At 53.5% G+C, this 16,517-nt stretch carries 14 protein-coding genes; 8 read left to right on the top strand and 6 right to left on the bottom strand.

What is annotated here, in order from left to right; all coding sequences use genetic code 11:
* Positions 1 to 129 precede the first annotated feature (129 nt).
* Both K0I31_RS04610 and K0I31_RS04615 read right to left on the bottom strand, forming a co-directional pair.
* Positions 130 to 804: a YiaD family glycine zipper/OmpA-like lipoprotein gene (locus tag K0I31_RS04610; RefSeq protein WP_220080060.1), complete on the bottom strand. Its 675-nt coding sequence runs from the start codon at positions 802 to 804 to the stop codon at positions 130 to 132.
* 148 nt (positions 805 to 952) lie between these two features.
* Positions 953 to 1,459: a YcxB family protein gene (locus K0I31_RS04615; RefSeq protein WP_220080061.1), complete on the bottom strand. Its 507-nt coding sequence runs from the start codon at positions 1,457 to 1,459 to the stop codon at positions 953 to 955.
* Positions 1,460 to 1,611: 152 nt separating this feature from the next.
* Here K0I31_RS04615 and K0I31_RS04620 point away from each other — a divergent pair, with 152 nt between their 5' ends.
* The 3 genes from K0I31_RS04620 (at position 1,612) to K0I31_RS04630 (ending at position 2,649) form a co-directional block, all read left to right on the top strand.
* Positions 1,612 to 1,929, top strand: a complete 318-nt coding sequence (locus K0I31_RS04620) for a TehB-like domain-containing protein (protein ID WP_011864715.1) — start codon at positions 1,612 to 1,614, stop codon at positions 1,927 to 1,929.
* Positions 1,930 to 2,110: 181 nt separating this feature from the next.
* Positions 2,111 to 2,395, top strand: a complete 285-nt coding sequence (locus K0I31_RS04625; RefSeq protein WP_258406573.1) for a hypothetical protein — start codon at positions 2,111 to 2,113, stop codon at positions 2,393 to 2,395.
* Positions 2,396 to 2,400: 5 nt separating this feature from the next.
* The gene (locus tag K0I31_RS04630) at positions 2,401 to 2,649 is read left to right on the top strand and encodes a hypothetical protein (protein ID WP_011864717.1); all 249 of its coding nucleotides are present in this window, start codon (positions 2,401 to 2,403) and stop codon (positions 2,647 to 2,649) included.
* A gap of 64 nt (positions 2,650 to 2,713) precedes the next feature.
* Here the strand turns inward: K0I31_RS04630 and K0I31_RS04635 are convergent, their stop codons facing one another.
* Both K0I31_RS04635 and K0I31_RS04640 read right to left on the bottom strand, forming a co-directional pair.
* On the bottom strand, positions 2,714 to 3,136 hold the full coding sequence (locus K0I31_RS04635) for a VOC family protein (RefSeq protein WP_220080062.1): 423 nt from the start codon (positions 3,134 to 3,136) through the stop codon (positions 2,714 to 2,716).
* A gap of 121 nt (positions 3,137 to 3,257) precedes the next feature.
* Entirely contained in the window at positions 3,258 to 3,863 is a 606-nt protein-coding gene (locus K0I31_RS04640; protein ID WP_220080063.1) for an NAD(P)H-dependent oxidoreductase, read from the bottom strand.
* A 140-nt stretch (positions 3,864 to 4,003) separates the two neighbouring features.
* On the opposite strand from K0I31_RS04640, the gene K0I31_RS04645 reads away from it, so the two are divergent.
* The 5 genes from K0I31_RS04645 (at position 4,004) to K0I31_RS04665 (ending at position 11,324) form a co-directional block, all read left to right on the top strand.
* Positions 4,004 to 4,660 (top strand): helix-turn-helix transcriptional regulator, encoded by a 657-nt coding sequence (locus K0I31_RS04645; protein WP_220080064.1) that lies wholly within the window; start codon positions 4,004 to 4,006, stop codon positions 4,658 to 4,660.
* Positions 4,650 to 5,360 (top strand): pseudouridine synthase, encoded by a 711-nt coding sequence (locus K0I31_RS04650; protein WP_220080065.1) that lies wholly within the window; start codon positions 4,650 to 4,652, stop codon positions 5,358 to 5,360. The genes K0I31_RS04645 and K0I31_RS04650 overlap by 11 nt, the downstream gene beginning before the upstream one ends.
* Before the next feature lie 211 nt (positions 5,361 to 5,571).
* Positions 5,572 to 6,486 (top strand): LysR family transcriptional regulator, encoded by a 915-nt coding sequence (locus K0I31_RS04655; RefSeq protein ID WP_258406632.1) that lies wholly within the window; start codon positions 5,572 to 5,574, stop codon positions 6,484 to 6,486.
* A gap of 159 nt (positions 6,487 to 6,645) precedes the next feature.
* Entirely contained in the window at positions 6,646 to 8,913 is a 2,268-nt protein-coding gene (locus K0I31_RS04660) for an OmcA/MtrC family decaheme c-type cytochrome (RefSeq protein ID WP_220080067.1), read from the top strand.
* A 311-nt stretch (positions 8,914 to 9,224) separates the two neighbouring features.
* A complete protein-coding gene (locus K0I31_RS04665) occupies positions 9,225 to 11,324 on the top strand; it encodes an EAL domain-containing protein (protein WP_220080068.1) in 2,100 nt (699 codons plus the stop codon).
* A 107-nt stretch (positions 11,325 to 11,431) separates the two neighbouring features.
* Here K0I31_RS04665 and K0I31_RS04670 read toward each other — a convergent pair whose 3' ends face one another.
* On the bottom strand, positions 11,432 to 12,970 hold the full coding sequence (locus tag K0I31_RS04670) for an MFS transporter (RefSeq protein ID WP_011864725.1): 1,539 nt from the start codon (positions 12,968 to 12,970) through the stop codon (positions 11,432 to 11,434).
* A gap of 287 nt (positions 12,971 to 13,257) precedes the next feature.
* Positions 13,258 to 16,227 carry an ImpA family metalloprotease gene (locus tag K0I31_RS04675; RefSeq protein WP_220080069.1) on the bottom strand — a complete coding sequence of 990 codons (2,970 nt, stop codon included), beginning with the start codon at positions 16,225 to 16,227 and terminating at the stop codon, positions 13,258 to 13,260.
* Positions 16,228 to 16,517: the final 290 nt, after the last annotated feature.

Consider the following 16,517-nt stretch of genomic DNA (forward strand, 5'->3'; position numbering starts at 1 on the left):
GTCTAGACCTATGGAGGCAATTTAGGGGAGGCGATTTGTGAATCTTTTTTACGGAAGAGGGTTTAAAAGCGTGTCCCTCAAGCAATAGGGCGCGAGGGACACGATAGGATTAGGTGGTTAACCTGGTGCTTAGCCTTGTGGCATTGGGCTTAGCACGATCTCGACACGGCGGTTTTGGGCGCGGCCTTGCTGGGTCGAGTTGTCGGCGATTGGACGAGACTCACCCATGCCCACAGAGCTGATGCGTTGGCTCTTGATTTCACGTGACATCAGGTAGTTGGCAACTTCTGCCGCACGTACCTGAGACAGACGCAGGTTGTATGACTCGCTGCCTGAGCTGTCGGTGAAGCCCATGACATTCAGCATGGTTTCGTCATATTCCTTGGCGACCAGGGCGACGCTGTCCAGCACGTTCTTGGCACGGCTGCTCAGCACAGATTGATCGACACCGAAGGTCACTTCGTTTGGCATGTTAAGGATGATGTTGTCACCGTTACGGGTCACGCTGACGCCTGTCGATTGTAGCTGCTTACGTAGCTCGGCTTCCTGCACGTCCATGTAATAGCCGATACCACCACCGACGGCTGCGCCTGAGGCGGCACCGATAAGTGCGCCCTTACCCCGGTCGCTCTTGCTTGACGAGGCCACACCGATAGCGGCACCGGCGATGGCACCTATGATGGCGCCGTTAGTCGCCTTGGCGTTCTGGCTCTCGTTGGTATAAGGATTGGTTGTCTGACAAGCCGAAATAAAAAGTGTCGAACCGGCCAAGATTGCCGCGGCGAGTTTCTGGTTACTGATCATCGTTACTCCATTATCAGGTTTGCCTTAGGGCGGAGATCGTCCTTAGGGCTTGTTGTTATGTGCGCTATTGTCGCATTTTGTTTGCATAATAACAAAGCGAGGCACTTTTGCCTGAATCTATACAAAGTTTAATAAAACTGCGGCAAATTTAGCCCTGTTTGGCGCCCTTGCCGCGCATAAACTGGCAGCAGGCTTCATCGAGAAAACGTTTCGAGAGGTAGTGTTTCTGGCCGCCTGTCAGCAGCAGGAAGCCTGCGCTGGTTTCCTGTATGTCGTCGATAGTGTCCCAGCTAAGCTGCTGTTTAACGTAGAGGGATTCGATGCTGATCCCTTGTTCGTTCAGGGTTAGGCTGGCCTCGTTTCCGGCGGCCTTGCTCATCATCTGGCGGGTCAGGTACCAGGGGCGCTTAAACTTGATACTTAATCCCTCCAATACGCCGAGGGCGATGATAAACCAGGAGGCGTAGGCGTTGACGCCGGTCAACAGTAGCGCCAGGCCAATCAGCAGAAAGCCGAGCGCCTTAGTGTATTCGACGCGAGGAGCGGGCTGAGTCACAGAGGCATCGAAGCATTCAGCATAATAGGCTCTGTCCAGGGTAAAGTGGGTGCTGTAGTTAAACGAAGCGTTTGATTGAGAGTGAGATGAAGCTGTCATACAAGTAGAGATAGCTGAATTTGGGACACAGTGTAATCCCTTGTGGATGAAGTGCAATCTCGCCGTGAGCTTGTCTTAGATCTTTAGCCAAAATTAGACTAAGTTTAGCTTTCCGAACGTCGGCAATCGGCCTTGAAAATGGGAGCCTCAAGATGTCATTTGTGCCTAAGGGATATGTGAAGTGCAAGAAGACACCAGTGTTTAGCGAGCAGGATATGCCCGCCATCTACCGTGAGAGGCATTTTACCCGGCCCGGCGTGTATGAGCAGATCCATGTGATCCAGGGCGAGCTGATGTTTTTCGGCTACCTAGATAAGTTGGGCGAGGTCAATCGCGAGGTGCGACTAGGAGCCAATGAGACGGCGATTTCTCATCCCGGATATTGGCACAGCATCAAGCCGCTTACCCCAGATACCCGTTTCGAAATTCATTTCTTCATCAAACCCGAGGGGCCGGTAGAGCAGGCCTAGCCGAATCATTTTTTGTCTTCACCTATCGATAAGCTCAATGACGCGCTAGCTAGAGTGGTGATCTGGTTAAGCATTGGCCTGACACAAATAAGAAGTGAATATAAGAAGTGAATAAAAGTTAACCTGACTTTCCTTCGGCCAGGCTTTAGAGTCCAATAAAGCCTTTAGCTAAGGAAAGCTGATGATGACCTCCCCAGACTCTACCCGTAAGTCTCAGGCGCCTATGGAAAATATGGCAAAGACTAAGCCAGGTAAGCTAGTGCATACAAGTGCCGAGACAACCAAGACAACGAAGACAGCCAAAACGCCTGCTAGCTCCTCCTTGTTGCAAGACTTGGCCGAGATGGACACGGGTTTCGCCCTGCTGCAATCCATGGCACGCTCCAAGACGCTCACCATTATGGTGATCATCTTTCTGCTCGCAGGCGCGGGTTTTGCGTTGTTTCTAAGCAAGATGGCGGGGTAATACTCATGTTAGCGGCTAGTCTCACCGAACTCTTTATCTGGTTTATCTGGGAGATCTTACTCTCGTTTGTTCTCTATACCACGGGCGCCGTGGTGATTGGGCTAGTGACCTTTGGCCGGGTGCAGAAGCCCTTGTATTGGCCTGCCTTGTTTCATCAAGAGAAACGCCTGGCGAAAAACGATTTTTACGCCGTCTATATGGCAGGCTTTTTCTTCTATCTCTTGCTGTTTACCCTGCTGGTCTATCTGGGATAGGCCCGGATATCAAAGACAGATAGACCTATCCCCTCGCATTTTTGCTAATGCTTCGCAGCCGCTATCAAGTGTCGTAGCGGTTACGCTGCTCTGGCAGGTCACTGAGATACTGCACAAACTCCACTTCATAGCCGTTGGGGTCGATAAAGTAGACGTTGCGGCGGAAGGGATCTTCTTGTCCGGCTTTGTCCACCTCGAAGCCCGCCTTACCGAGTCTGGCGATCACGCCATCGAGGTCTTGGGTCACGAAAGCAAAGTGAGCCAGGCCTACCTGGTGTCCGCTTAAGTCGCGGTTTTCGCCTTCGCCATCATCGTTGAAGGCCAGGTATTGATAGTCATCGCCGAAGTGAACCCAGTTGCGTGGCTTGCCATACCAGGTTCCCTGACCGCCGCCACGTACCGACCAATGGGGGAAGGCGGCACGGTAGAAATTAAGAGCCGTTTCTATGTCGGTGACGACGAGATTTATGTGTTCTAAATGGATCATGATGCAATTCCTTCTCTGCTGGCTTGGTGTTATTCCGTTAATACGCTCAATCTAGTGCCTATCTGGGGCTAGCGCATGACTTGGGGCTGGCGCATGACTTGGAGTGAGCACTTAGGCGGCACTACATGCCGTATACATATTCCTGTTGTTTGGGGTAAGGCTGATCCCTGTGGCGCTGGCGTATGGCGCCGAGGGCATCTGCATACTGGCCGAGCATATGTAGGCTGTAGTCGATGCGCGCTCTTAACCCTTGCTCTCTGGCATCTATCTCACCCTCTCCCAGTACCTGCTCCACGTTACGAATGATCAGATGATCGGGAATGGGCACCAGCTTGTTGTTCTTCAAGGCATTCATCTTTAACTCGGCGATCGGGTAGGCGCCGCTGATGCCGCTGGTAACCGCGACCAAGAGGGCGGGCTTGTGGGCCGTATCCTGGTTGTCACACAGCAGCAGAAAGTTTTTCAACATGGGTGAGGCCATGCCGCCCCATTCTGGGGTGATCATAACCAGAGCGTCGGCTTGTCTTACCAGCGGGCTTATCTTGTGCCAGTCGCTCGCCTTAAGCGCTGCGCCGTTTCTGTCGCCATCCCAGAAGGGCAGGTCATAGCGGCACAGCTCAATATGTTGTATCTCACTGAATTGGTTAGCATGTTCGCTAAGGTAGCCGGCGACTCTGGCACTTTGAGAACCTGGACGTTGACTGGCACTGACGATAAGAAGTTTCATTATGTAAACCTTTTTATTTATTTAATGTTTTATACACTAAATGCTTTATTTAATTTTGTAAAGACTAAAATAAATAAAAAAGTTTACTTAATCTTTGGATCGGTAATAATGGTCCCATAGAAGTCCAGAGGAGACGGCGGGTGAGTAAGAAGACCAGCGACAAGATCATCGACCATATCAAGATTCACGGCCCCAGTACCGCCAAGGTATTGGCCGAGCTGTTTGCGTTGACCACCATGGGGGTTAGGCAACATCTGCAGGCCTTGGAAGAGGAAGGGATCTTGAGTTTCGAAGACAGAAAGGCGAGTCGCGGTCGTCCCGCCCGTTACTGGGGGCTTACCGAGAAGAGCTACAAGCTATTCCCAGACCGACACGACGATCTCACCAGTCAACTGATCGACTCGGTGCGGGTAGTCTTTGGTGACCAGGGGCTGGATCAATTGATCGATCACCGAGAGCAGGCGAGTCGGCGTTTGTATCAGGAGGCGCTGTCGCAAGCGACGGGTCTGGCGGATAAGTTAGCCGCGCTGGCCAAGCTCAGGACCCAGGAGGGGTATGTCGCCTCGGTCGAGGAGCAAGATGGCGTCTTTTGGCTGCTGGAAAATCACTGCCCCATCTGCGCCGCCGCGAGTCGTTGCGCCAACTTCTGCCGCTCAGAGCTGCAGCTGTTTCAAGAGCTGTTTAGCGAACTGGCGAGCATCAGCCGCGAGGAGCATATCATAGCGGGGGCCAGACGCTGTGCCTACAAGCTGGTGCCGCTCGCCTCTCACGCACCGACACAACAAGATGTCCGCTAAACGCGCCAGGCTGGATCGTTTTATCAGCCAGCATTGTCAGATCCCCCGCAAGCAGGTGCGCCTCATCCTGGCAAAGGGCCGGGTGAGTGTCGATGGTCAGGTGGTGCGCGATGCAGACTGTCAGATAGATCAATTCTCTCAAGTGATGCTCGATGGTCAGGCGCTGAGGCAGGAGCAGCCCATCTATCTCATGCTGCATAAGCCGGTTGGTGTGGTGAGCGCGACCAAGGACGATGAGCATAAGACGGTGATGGATCTCTTGCCCAACTATCAGGACAAGGGGCTGCATATCGTCGGGCGGCTGGATCTCAACACCTCGGGTTTGGTGCTACTTACCAACGACAGCCGCTGGTCGAAGCGTATCATGTCGCCGGAGCATAAGGTGGCCAAGCAGTATCTGGTCACCCTCAAGGCTCCCCTCACCCAGGCCTATGTGAAGGCCTTTGCCGAGGGCTTTTACTTTGCTTTTGAGAATATTACCACTCAGCCGGCCTTGCTTGAGATCCTCGAACCCCATCTGGCCAGGGTCACTCTGCATGAGGGGCGCTACCATCAAATCAAGCGCATGTTTGGCCGTTTTCGCAATCAGGTGATGGCGCTGCACAGGCTCTCCGTGGGTAACCTAACCCTGGATAAAACCTTGGCTGTAGGGGAGTATCGTCCGCTGACGCCACTGGAGGTGGCTAGCATATTCGGCTAAAAGCCAGCCATGCTTAGTACAAGATTTTGGGTTTGCCGCTTCACCTAGCACTAATTTCTGAGTTCAACAAGCCAAGTGCAAATGTGTGACTAATGGCTATATCGTTTGATGCAAATCATGTGTTATAAATATTAGATTACTAATATAAACAATAGTATCGATGAGCAATCAAACACTTAAGAAAATCAGCGAACTCGATGTGTTTTGTTTGATGGTGTTTAAAGTCATTTTTCAAACCGGACATGCCAACATAGCGGCTAAGCAACTTAATGTGTCAGCCCCTAAAATTAGCCGCTGTTTGAATATGTTACGTGCCACCTTCGACGACGAACTCTTCTACCGTCGTCAGCTCGGGCTCAAGCCGACGCCTATGGCGGAGTTTCTCTACGAGCCCGTGTGTCAGTTCTGTGAAGCCGTCCTGAAAATAGAACAGTCTATCAGCGAAAAGAGCAGCGAGCTGGCCAGTGAACGCCTGAGAGTCGCGGTTACCCCGAGTATCATGGCCAGCCTCTCTCTGGCTTTTTCCCGCAGCAACGCCAGAGATGCCTTTAGTCAGTTACAGTTTGTGATCTGGGGCGACGACTCAGCCGATCAGATCCATAACGGTGAACTGGATATGGGAGTGACGTTCGACGCCTGCAATGAGCATCCGCTGTCGGTCGAGGCGTTAGGCTGTCTGAGCGGTGTCTGTCTGGCCGCCAACGAGGAGCATGCCATCTGGTCCCAGAGCGAGCCTTTGACCCTGGAAACCGTCTGTCGTCACCGCTTTCTCTGCCTGGATGGCAAGGGCTTTAATGACAAGATTGACCCCCTTGAGGTGTTCGCTCGTCAAAACGGTGCCGACATCGACAGCATAGAAAGAGTCAGTTCGCGAGACGAGTGGTACAGCCATCTGCTGACCATGAACTCTGTGGCTTTCCTGCCTTGCTCTGAGGCCGAGATCTGCGGCGCCCTGCCGGGGATCCGCGTGGTGCGCCTGTCTGACCAGGAGGTGGGGCGACTTCACGGTGAAAGCATGTCGCCTCAATACCTGTTGCTGGAGAATCCGGCCGAGTATCGACGCTACTCGCTGGAACAGAGAGAATTAATTATTCAGCTTATCAAACAGCTACTCGTTAAATGTTAATTTCAAAATTTGAAATTTACGCTTTCAAATTTTGAAATTTCTGTTAATGAATCTTTAAATTACAGTCACAACTTGGACTCAATTATCTAACAATTTATCGTCACTCCCTTATATTTGAGGTACTGCAATAGCAGAAAATACCTATAAAGGGATATGGCGATGAAAAAAAATAAAATTACCTTATTAGCCATGGCACTCTTCTGTGCCATTGGTGTGAGCGCGTGTAGTGATGGTGAAGATGGTAAAGATGGAGCACCGGGTGAACCTGGTGTTCCTGGTACTCCTGGAACACCCGGTGCACCAGCGGGATCTACCGTTGATACTGTAGCCACTGCCGCAGACTTCAAACTAACTCTACAACCTGCCGATATCGTAGTAGTAGGAGCTGATGACTTCTCTATTAAGTTCACCGCGACGGGTAAAAATAGTAAAGGAGATGATGTTCCGTTTACTGGCCTAGAGAAAGTTGCCCTATATGTGACTAACCAAGTGGCTAACACCACTAGTAGTGGCGCTCCTATGCTCTGGTCGAACAATGCCCTGGCTAACGAATTTGGTTCTAGCATGTACTGTACGCCTACTGGTAAGGCTGCAGCGCGTGGCGGCGCCGAAGTCGATGCATGTACCTTGGTAGAAGATGCTGAAAATCCTGGTACTTACACAGGTACTTGGGAACATGATGGTAACGCACCTGTTGTGGTAGCCGATGGCGATCCTAACAGCATGTTCCGTGTCATGATCCGTACCTATGATGTGACCGACGCAACTGGCGTATCGATTTCCGACAAACTACTCTCTACTCCGCTCGATTTCATTCCTGCGACCGGTGAGATGGCCGTATCGGCGAAAGATTCGGTATCAAGCGCTGCCTGTATTCAGTGTCACAGTGAGTTGATGGGCTATGATGATGGCGACAAACGTATTGCTAACATCGGTGCTCACCATAACTATCAGAAAGTTGAAAACTGTATCGCGTGTCATAACCCTGCTTATGCCGCCGATCAGAACGATCCAGAAAAAGGCTTTAACCCTAACTTCAACGCAATGATCCACACCATCCACGCCGGTGGTCATCTTGCCGAGTGGGGCGTGTTAAAAGGTGATGCAGAAGAGTTTGCTGGCGTTCACTTCCCAGCAGAGCTGAATGAATGTACTACCTGTCACGACAATGGCAACCAGTGGAAAGAAAACGTTTACCGTGAAGCTTGTGTAGGTTGTCACGTAACCGTTAACTTCGAAACCGGTGAAGGTCACTCTGACTTCCAGCTACCACAGGCTGATGATTCTCAATGTATGAACTGTCACATTGGTAATCTGAGCCCAGAAGTGGTGCATAAGGTAGGTAACAGAGCGGTTGAGCAGGAACAAGTCGTCCTTGATTTCCAAGGTGTGACAGTGACTGACAACGGCGACGGTACCAGTGCATTGACAGTAACCACTAAGGTGACAGTCAATGGTGCGGCACCAGCCGATGGCTCTATGCTGGATCCTTACATGCCACGTCTATCTACCGGTCTGCTGATTGGTAATGTTGAACAAGGTGGTGCGCCAATCCGCGGATTAGGTATGCCAGTTAACGGTGTAGCGATCACAGGTGGCATTCTGACCACGACTAAGAACTTTGATTCAGCGCGTCTGACTGGTTCTATCTACGTGACTGCAGAAGTGATGATCTGTGGCGCGGGTGGTAAGGCTGCAATGTGTGCAGATGGCGATTACACAGAAGTATCTGCCAGCGCACCTGTTAAGTACTACAACCTGGACGACCCAGCCGTTGCACCTATGCAAGCCCGCATGAGCGATGCAGATCGCGTCACTGTGAGCGAAGCTAAGTGTAATAGCTGTCACGGCAACCTGACTCATATCAAGGCGCCACGCCATGGTGTGAGCGAGTTTACTCAGTGTATGGATTGTCACAACAACAGATACCCAGGTTCTTACCATGGTGCTGTTGAATATGACACAGGTGAAAAAGACGCCGACGGCAACCCAATCATGGCGCCAGTTGAAGGCCTAACCTTCGCCAACCGTGACCTGATGACTGTTGCTCACCGTTTCCATACTGGTACTTTCGGTGGTGGTATCTACCTAGATAAGAACCTGGAAACAGTTGGTTACCCAGCCCTTGCGACAGACTGTCAAGCTTGTCACAAAGATGGTGCAACCTTCTTCGCGGCCGACGGTGGTTTGACTTCTGGTAAGCGTTCAATTCAAGTGACTGCGACAGAGTACATCTCTCCAGTGGCTGAAACTTGCCGTACATGTCACATCAGTGCCTCTGCACTCGCTCACTTCGAGAGTAATGGTGCGACTGTACATGGTAAGCCAGATACAACTGCTGACCTGCCAGTCGAGTCTTGTGCAACCTGTCACGCCGAAGGTAAGACATACGGTGTTGATAAAGTTCACGCCGGTGGTGCTCACTAGACGCCAACAATAATAATTCTCGCTAATTGGGCATACCCCTGCTAAATGCCCAATGAGATAGCAGTAATCTTGGGGAACCTGATTTAGGTTCCCCTTTTTTATGCCCGGCTTTTGCTGTCATGCTTTGTATCCGTTTTGTATCCGTTTTGTATCCGTTTTGTATCCGTTTTGTATTCATTTTGTGTTGGCTTTCTCAGTCGCTCGCGCTGGACAGTCTAAATTCAATATCTTGGTCTATGCGACATCTTGGTCTATTCAGCATCTTGGACTAACTTAAATAGAGTCCATCAGCAGATCTCGGGGGCCGTAATTTGGCGGTCAAAGATACCTCTTCCAGCCTGTTCCTCATTGCGATAAAAGAGTCTTTTATTGCCCTCTTGCCCTTTATCTTCGTTAACTCGCTGTTGGCACTGATAGTCGCCCTGGTGGATGTGTGGCAGCCCAGCTGGCAGGGCAGTGCCGCCTACGCCTGGCTGAGTCAGTTTGGCCGTCTCCTGTTTAGTTTCTTTCCCTTGATGGCGCTGCTCTCGCTATCATTTCATTTTGCCAAGTATCTCCACGTCTCGGCTGTGGTGGTGGCGTCACTCTCCATCGGAAGTCAGATTGCCCTGCATATCCATGGCAGCGAGGCAATCGACCTTAGCAACGGCTTCGACTTTCTGTTTGGCGATGCCAGGGCGATTATCACGCCGATTCTGGTTGCTTACCTGCTGCAACGCCTCATGGCGATTAAGGCGCTGAACTTACTGCAAAGCACCAGCCTGAGCAGCTATCTTAAGCTGCACCTCAACCTGTTTATTCCCTTGATCCTCTGTTTCGTGCTGGTGACCACCGGCATCTACTGGGTGGGGGAGCTGCTGGACATGGTGCTGAGTCCGCTGGTGGATTCCCTTGCCGCCAGCAGCACACTGTTTCAGCTGTTTGTCAGGGTGCTAGCCACCCATGTGCTTTGGTGCTTCGGCGTCCATGGGGATATCGCCTATATGTTGGTGCTTGGGGTCGACAATGGATTGCAACAGGTCGCGCCTAATCTGACACTGTCTCAGTTTACCGATCTCTTCGTGTTGCTCGGCGGTAGCGGCGCCACTCACTCGCTGCTGATCGCCCTGTTTATCGCCTCCAAGGATAAGAACGCCGTCAATGTGGCCAAGTTGGCCTTGCCCTTCGCCCTGTTTAACATCAACGAGATCCTCATCTACGGTCTGCCAATCATCTTTAATCCCAGGTTGATGCTGCCCTTCGTGTTGGTGCCCCTGTTTAACACCCTGATAGGCACCCTGTTGATCGTCAGCGGCTGGGTGAGCTTCGCCGGTAACGACTTTGCCTGGATCACCCCCATCTTTCTCAATGGCTATGTGGCGGGTGGTACCCTGGCACTGCCCCTGGTGCAGCTCTTGTTGGTGTGCGCCGGGGTCTTTATCTATCTGCCTTTCGTGCGCCGCTATAGCCTGCTGGTGGGCAATAAGGGATTCGAGCGGGATCTGATCAAGCGGGTGCAGCTGCAGCAGGATATCGAGAAGATCAGTGAGCGAAACTATGCCCGTCAGCAGTCCGAGGATCTCGCCGCCAACCTTAACCTGGAGAAGACCATCAAGGCGGTGCTCAACGGTGAGTTGCTGCTCTATTACCAACCTAAGATCAGCCTGAGTGACAGGCGGGTCGTCGGCTATGAGGCGCTGCTGAGGCTGAGAAACGAGCGTGGTCAGGTGGAGGGCCCCTATTTTATTCCCGCCTTCGATCAGGCGGGGTATTCCAATTTGATCGACAGCTTCGTCATCCGGCGCCTGCGAGACGACCTACAGGCCTGGGCCAAGCAGGGCTTCTACCCCAGAGTCAGCATCAACCTCAATCCCAACAGTGTCCTGAGTCAGGATGTGCAGTCTATGCTGATCGAGCTGCTTGGCGACATGGCGGACAGAGTCGATATCGAGGTGCTCGAGTCTATGTTTGTGGCGGACCTCAATGCTGTCGAGGCCAGCATGGCTCACCTGCGCCAGTATGGTTTTTCCTTCGTACTCGATGACTTCGGCACGGGGTTTTCCAGCATCAGCCTGCTGAGCAAGATCACCATAGATGGAGTAAAGCTAGACAGGTCGATATTGGAGAATACCGGGCATCACAAGGGGCAGGTGCTCTATCGTCATACCTGCATGTTGTGTCGCAGCCTGGGCTTTAATTTGGTGGCCGAGGGGGTAGAGACCAAGGCCGAGGAGGCCTTCGTGGCCTCAGCCGGGGTCTCGACGGTACAGGGGTGGCTGTATGCCAAGGCGATGCCGGCCGCCGAGGCCAAGCGCTACGCCCTGCTGCAGGAGCGTTTCAGCGAGCAGGCTGCTGATTCAAGGGGAGACTCGAAGGCTGAGTTAAAGACAGAGGTAAAGGCAGGGTTAAAGGCCAATTCAAAGACTGAATAAAAGATTGAATAAAAGATTGAGCCAAAGGCTGAATAAAAGGCTGAATAAAAGACTGAGCCTGACGCCGAGCGGGCAACAAAAAGGGAGCCTAAGGCTCCCTCTCTTTATTAGGCGCGGGCGCGCTGCAATGTCAGCAACCACTTGCCGTAGATGAAGATCCCCACGGCCGAGATGGTGCCTATGGCAGCGATGATATACCAGGCCATGCCTATGTTGTGGCTGTTATAGAGCAGGGTCGTCAATGACTGCGCCGACTCACCCGTGTAGCTCACCAGGGTAGTAAAGGCTTCACCCTGAGGAATGGCGGCGATATCGCTGGCGCTCATGCCACGATCGAGCAGCAGCTCGCGAGAGAAGATCTCTTTCGAGGCGTACATCTCATACAGCTTAGGACCGAAGTAGCCTTCCAATCCCCAGCCTATCCCTTGTGGCAGCATCACAAAGCCCAGGTACATGGCCTTCTTACCCTTAGGGGCGATGTTACCCATAAACTCGTTCTTCTTGGGGCTGATCATCATTTCGCCGAAGGAGAACATGGCAATCGCCAGCACTATCATCCAGGCGGCGTTGGTGGCGCCGATAAGCACGAAGGCGATGATACTCAGCAGACAGCCCGCCAGCATGGCGGTGGTGATGCGGTATTTGGCGGTAAGCGCGGCAACCAGAAAGCAGCTAGTCATGATCATGCCGGCGTTGAGGTTTAGCATCCCCTCTGGCATCACCTTAGTGCCCGAGTTATCCAGGCCGAGCCAGAACTGCAAGATGCCGTTTGAGGTGCCCTCACTGCCAAACAGGCTGGTGACGATCACGCTGGTATCGACCCACTCGGCGATATGAATCGGCAAGACATCGAACAGGGAGTTAAACAGGAACCAGAAACCGGCGAACACCAGCATGTAGTAGATCACAACAGGCTTCTTCAGTTCATGCAGGGCATCTTTCCACAGGGCTTCTTGGGTGATCTCACCACTCTTGATCTTACGGTTGCGCTCGATGCGCTCCTCCTTTCCCGGCTCCTTGTAGGCGAGCAGGAAGAGGAAGTTGAGCGAGATGATGGCGGCGCAGGCGTAGAAGACATTGTCCCAGGAGAGCTGGCGCATATGCACGGCCACCAGAGGACCGAGGAAGCCGCCTATGTTGACTACCTGATAGAAGATCCCCCAGGCCATAGAGGTGTTTTGTCGGCCGGTGGAGAGTACCAAGGTGCCCTGAATGCCAGGCTTGAAGATACCCGTGCCGCCTGCCAGTAGGATGGCGCCGAAGAGGAAGCCCCAGAAGTTAGGGAAGAAGGCCATCACCAGGTAGCCGGAGATCTTGATCAGTGTCGAGGCGAAGATGGTTTCCTTGTAACCGACACGGTCTGAGATGCCGCCGGTAAACACAGGAATAAAGGTCTGCATCAGGGCCCACACCGAGATGATGACACCATAGTCGTGTAGGCTGATCCCCAGGCCGCCCTGAGAGACGGGCGCCTTGGCGTAGAGGCCGGCACTGGCTTTCACGCCATAGTAGGCGATACGTTCGACCAGCTCCATGCCGCCGACGATCCAGAAAATATAACTTAGGCTAGCAATGGAGGCCCACATTCCCAGCTGCTTAACTTCACGCAGATCATTATCTGCGTAAGCATCATTGGCGTCGCTCATACCCTTCCTTAATTTATCTTTTTTGTTGTGCTGCTTGGCTGCAACATCTCGTGTTGGTTTGTGATAAACACTCGCTATTGGGGTGATAGCTCGTCATTTGCCAGCACACTTTACCTAAAAATGACCTTAAAGACCAAAATCATTCACTGTGGGTCACACTGGTGTGAGCAGCAGGTAAAAAGAAGGCGAGCACTCCGGCTCGCCAAAAAGGGTGTGACAACTATGGATTTAGTTCAGGGTTAGGCTTTAGTGGTTCGGCTTCTGTGGTTATGTTTCGTTTAACAAGGCTAAAGAGGCCAGGCCTGCTCGCCATCGACGGCAACCGCTTGCAGATCCAGACCATAACAGTAATCTCCAGGGGCGTAGACATAGATGCTCTTTGGCACCGCTGGGTAGGCGAAGCTGGCGACCTGGGCCTTGGCGGCATCCGAGGTGGCCAGTCCCCACATCTGGTAGAAGTCGCGATAGTCGAGCCCGGTAGAGAAGCTCATGGCGATCATCAGAAAGTCGTTGTTGCTTAGCGCCTTGGCCGAAGCCAGGTCGAAACTGCCAAAGCCCAGTTGGTCGCGCTTGGCCAGCCAGCTGGCCTCGTCGGCCTGGGCGCGCTCGAATTCGCGCAGCAATATGTGCAGCCTGGCCAGCAGATGCCAGCCGTTTTGCAGCGCGCCCTGTTTCTGGGCGGCAATCATGGTCTGTAGCATGGTGGCCATGCCGTTCGACCAGCTGGTGAGCTTAGCCGCCTGCACATAGGCGAAGGGATCGGCTTGGCGTTGACTGGCCTGCAGTACATCGAACTCATCCTGAATCGACAGCCCCTGGCACTCGGGCAGCTTGCCGATTTCCAGATAGGCGCGGGACTTAGTGTAATAGGAGTAAGGGTTGGTGGAGGCGTGCCCTTCGTGACCGTCGAATCTCAGGCGTCCCCGCTCCAGGCCGTGGCCCAGCTCGTGGATGTCGCCATGGCCGGTTGGGCTGAATGACCAGGAGGCGTCGTAGGGGTTACCCGAGCAGCCGGAACCACAGGTGGGTTGGTCGGCGTTCATGTGTTTGACCATGTCGAGTTGATCCAGCTGCCAGCCCTTACTGGCGGCAAAGTTGGTTATCTCATCGACGCTGTCGATCCCCGGCCCCTTAAAGCCTGCCAGCAGGTGCGGATAGTTGTGGACAAAGGTGCTGATAGCCTCGCTCATCTTCTGCGGCGTTTCCCATCTGGGCTCATGGCTCATGGTCTCTTGCATCTTATTGAGCCGCGAGTGGACCTCGAAGTGCTCGGTTGCCAGCTCGGCCCAGTCGTAGTCGCCCTTGGCGAGTCCCTGAATGAAGGCCTGATCGTCCTTGTCGCTGCGCCAGAAGGGGTGCAGACCCACATGGCTAAAGGTAAATTCCACTGGCAGATCGTTAGCGCTAAATCTTATCTGCACCGGGCCGCCATAGGGAGAGGTGAGTGTGATAGTTTCCCCCGGTTTTATCGTTATGGCTGGCGATTGCAGATACTTGGGGCGGTTATAGCCCTTGCTGGCATATTCCTGGGTCGAGCCAGAACGCTGGGTATTGATGAAGACCTTGGTCTCTACCTGGCTGTTGTCGGTGCGTGTCACGCTAAAGGTCTGTCCCGGCAGGGCGTAGACGCCTGCGGCGCGAAACGGCGCCTTGCTGCTTAGTGCGACAGTCTTATCCACCGGCGTCACATGGGAGAAGTCGGTGCGGCTGAAGTTACCCAGATCCGCAGGCACAGGATTGAAGCGGCGGCTGTTGTATACGCTGCTGTCGGCAAAGAGCGCCTTAAGGTAGCTCATCGGCGCCGTGGTGCTGACATCCATGGGGTAGTCAATCTCGCTGCGATAACGATCGCCAAGCAAGATCAGGTACTTGTATAGCTGATACTCTGGGCTGTCGAAGATGGCCGTCTTCTCCGTGTCCAGGCGGTTGATGCTGCTGCGAATATGCGCCAGGGCGCTGCGGTACTCTTCGCTAAATTGGCTGTCGCAGGTGTCCGCGCAGTTGGCCAGGTTAAAGCTTGGGTTTTCGCTCTGCAGCAGTTCGAGCCAGAGGGCTTCCTGGCTCAGCGCCGGATTAGCCGCCTGCATGGCGAGATAGTCACTCCAATCCGCCTTGTCTGGGCTGAAGTAGTTGCCCGGGCCGCCTGGGCCCTGCATGGCAAAGCCCATGGCGCCCAGCACGGTTTGAGTCAGCGGCACGCTGTTCCAGGCGTGCATGTGCAGATAAAGCAGTGGGATCTTGGCCTGCTGTAGCGCCTCGAGTCTTGCCGTCACCTCGGCTTCATCGAACGCCTCGATGGAACCTGTGATCACCAGCTCGGCCTCGCTTAGGCAACTGGCCAGCTCGCTGGCGACATCACAGCGGCTTACCTGCCAGTTGGGGTAGTGACTGGTGAGCCAGTTTGTCACCCGGCTCTTGCTCCAGTCGCTGATGAGGAACAGGCGCACCTGCTTGGTCGCCGCCAGATTCGCTTGTGCTTCACCCGTCAACCAGGAAAGCAGACGCATCATGCTAGGCTCGAAGCCCAGGTTGTTGCCGCCCTGCATGCTAGAGATGATGTCTGTGCCGAAGGCGGCGTTGCGCTGACCACTTAGGTCGCTCGCCGCGGCAAACAGGCGCCCCTGATTGCCCCTAACCAGCTCGAAACTCTGCTTGAGGGGGAAGCCCTTGCTGGCTAGAGGCATCTGGATCATCTGTGAGTGTTGACCCGAATCATAGCTGACTCTGTCTGCCTGATAGATGGTGTTTAAGAAGCTCTTCTGGGCGCCGCGATAGTCTTGAATGAGCTTGAGGCCGCGGGCGATCACCTTAGGCTCAAGGCCCTCGATGAGGCTGGCATCGCCGCTCTGGCTGGCGGCGCTTATCTTGTCCTTGAGCTTGAGGGTTAGGCTGTCCTCACTGCTCAGGCCGGCCGCGTCCGTGACCTTGAGCGAGAGGACAATATCTTCATCCTGCAGCAGGTCACTGGCGTCCAGGGTGAGGGTGTCGCTGCTTAGCCCGCCGAGTTTAACGCTCGGCCCACTAGTCTGCTGCCACTGGTAGCTGGCCGTGCCCGGATTAAACAGGGTAACGCTTGCCGTGAGGGAGAGGGTTTCATGATTCCAGGTTTGTTGATCCGGGCCGAGCTCGACACTCGGGGCCTGGGCCAAGGGGGGCGTGACTGCGCCGCCGTTACCCGCATCCGTGTTGCTATCCTCTGAACCGCCGCAGGCCGTCAGCCCTAGGGCGATACAGGCGGGGAGTATCCATGGTTTCATTGTTACACCTCATTTTCAATTTGCGACATTCTGATAGCAAACGTCGCCGAAATCAAATTAAAATGAAAAATTATTCAATAAAAACAATGGTTAAGTCGATATTTTGACGTCTGCAATTTTTTGACACCAAGGTGCGGAACGGCATGAGCGAGGCAAACGTGATATCAAGCGAGCGGCTAAAGCTATACCTGTTTCTCGCCACCGCTTTCCATCTATCTCGCTTGACCTAAGTGAGGCCTAAGTCAGGCGTTAGCGAGCAGATGGGCCAAAAAGATGGGGCAAATGTGATC

It is taken from the genome of Shewanella spartinae, from assembly GCF_019457555.1.
Lineage (GTDB): Bacteria > Pseudomonadota > Gammaproteobacteria > Enterobacterales > Shewanellaceae > Shewanella > Shewanella loihica.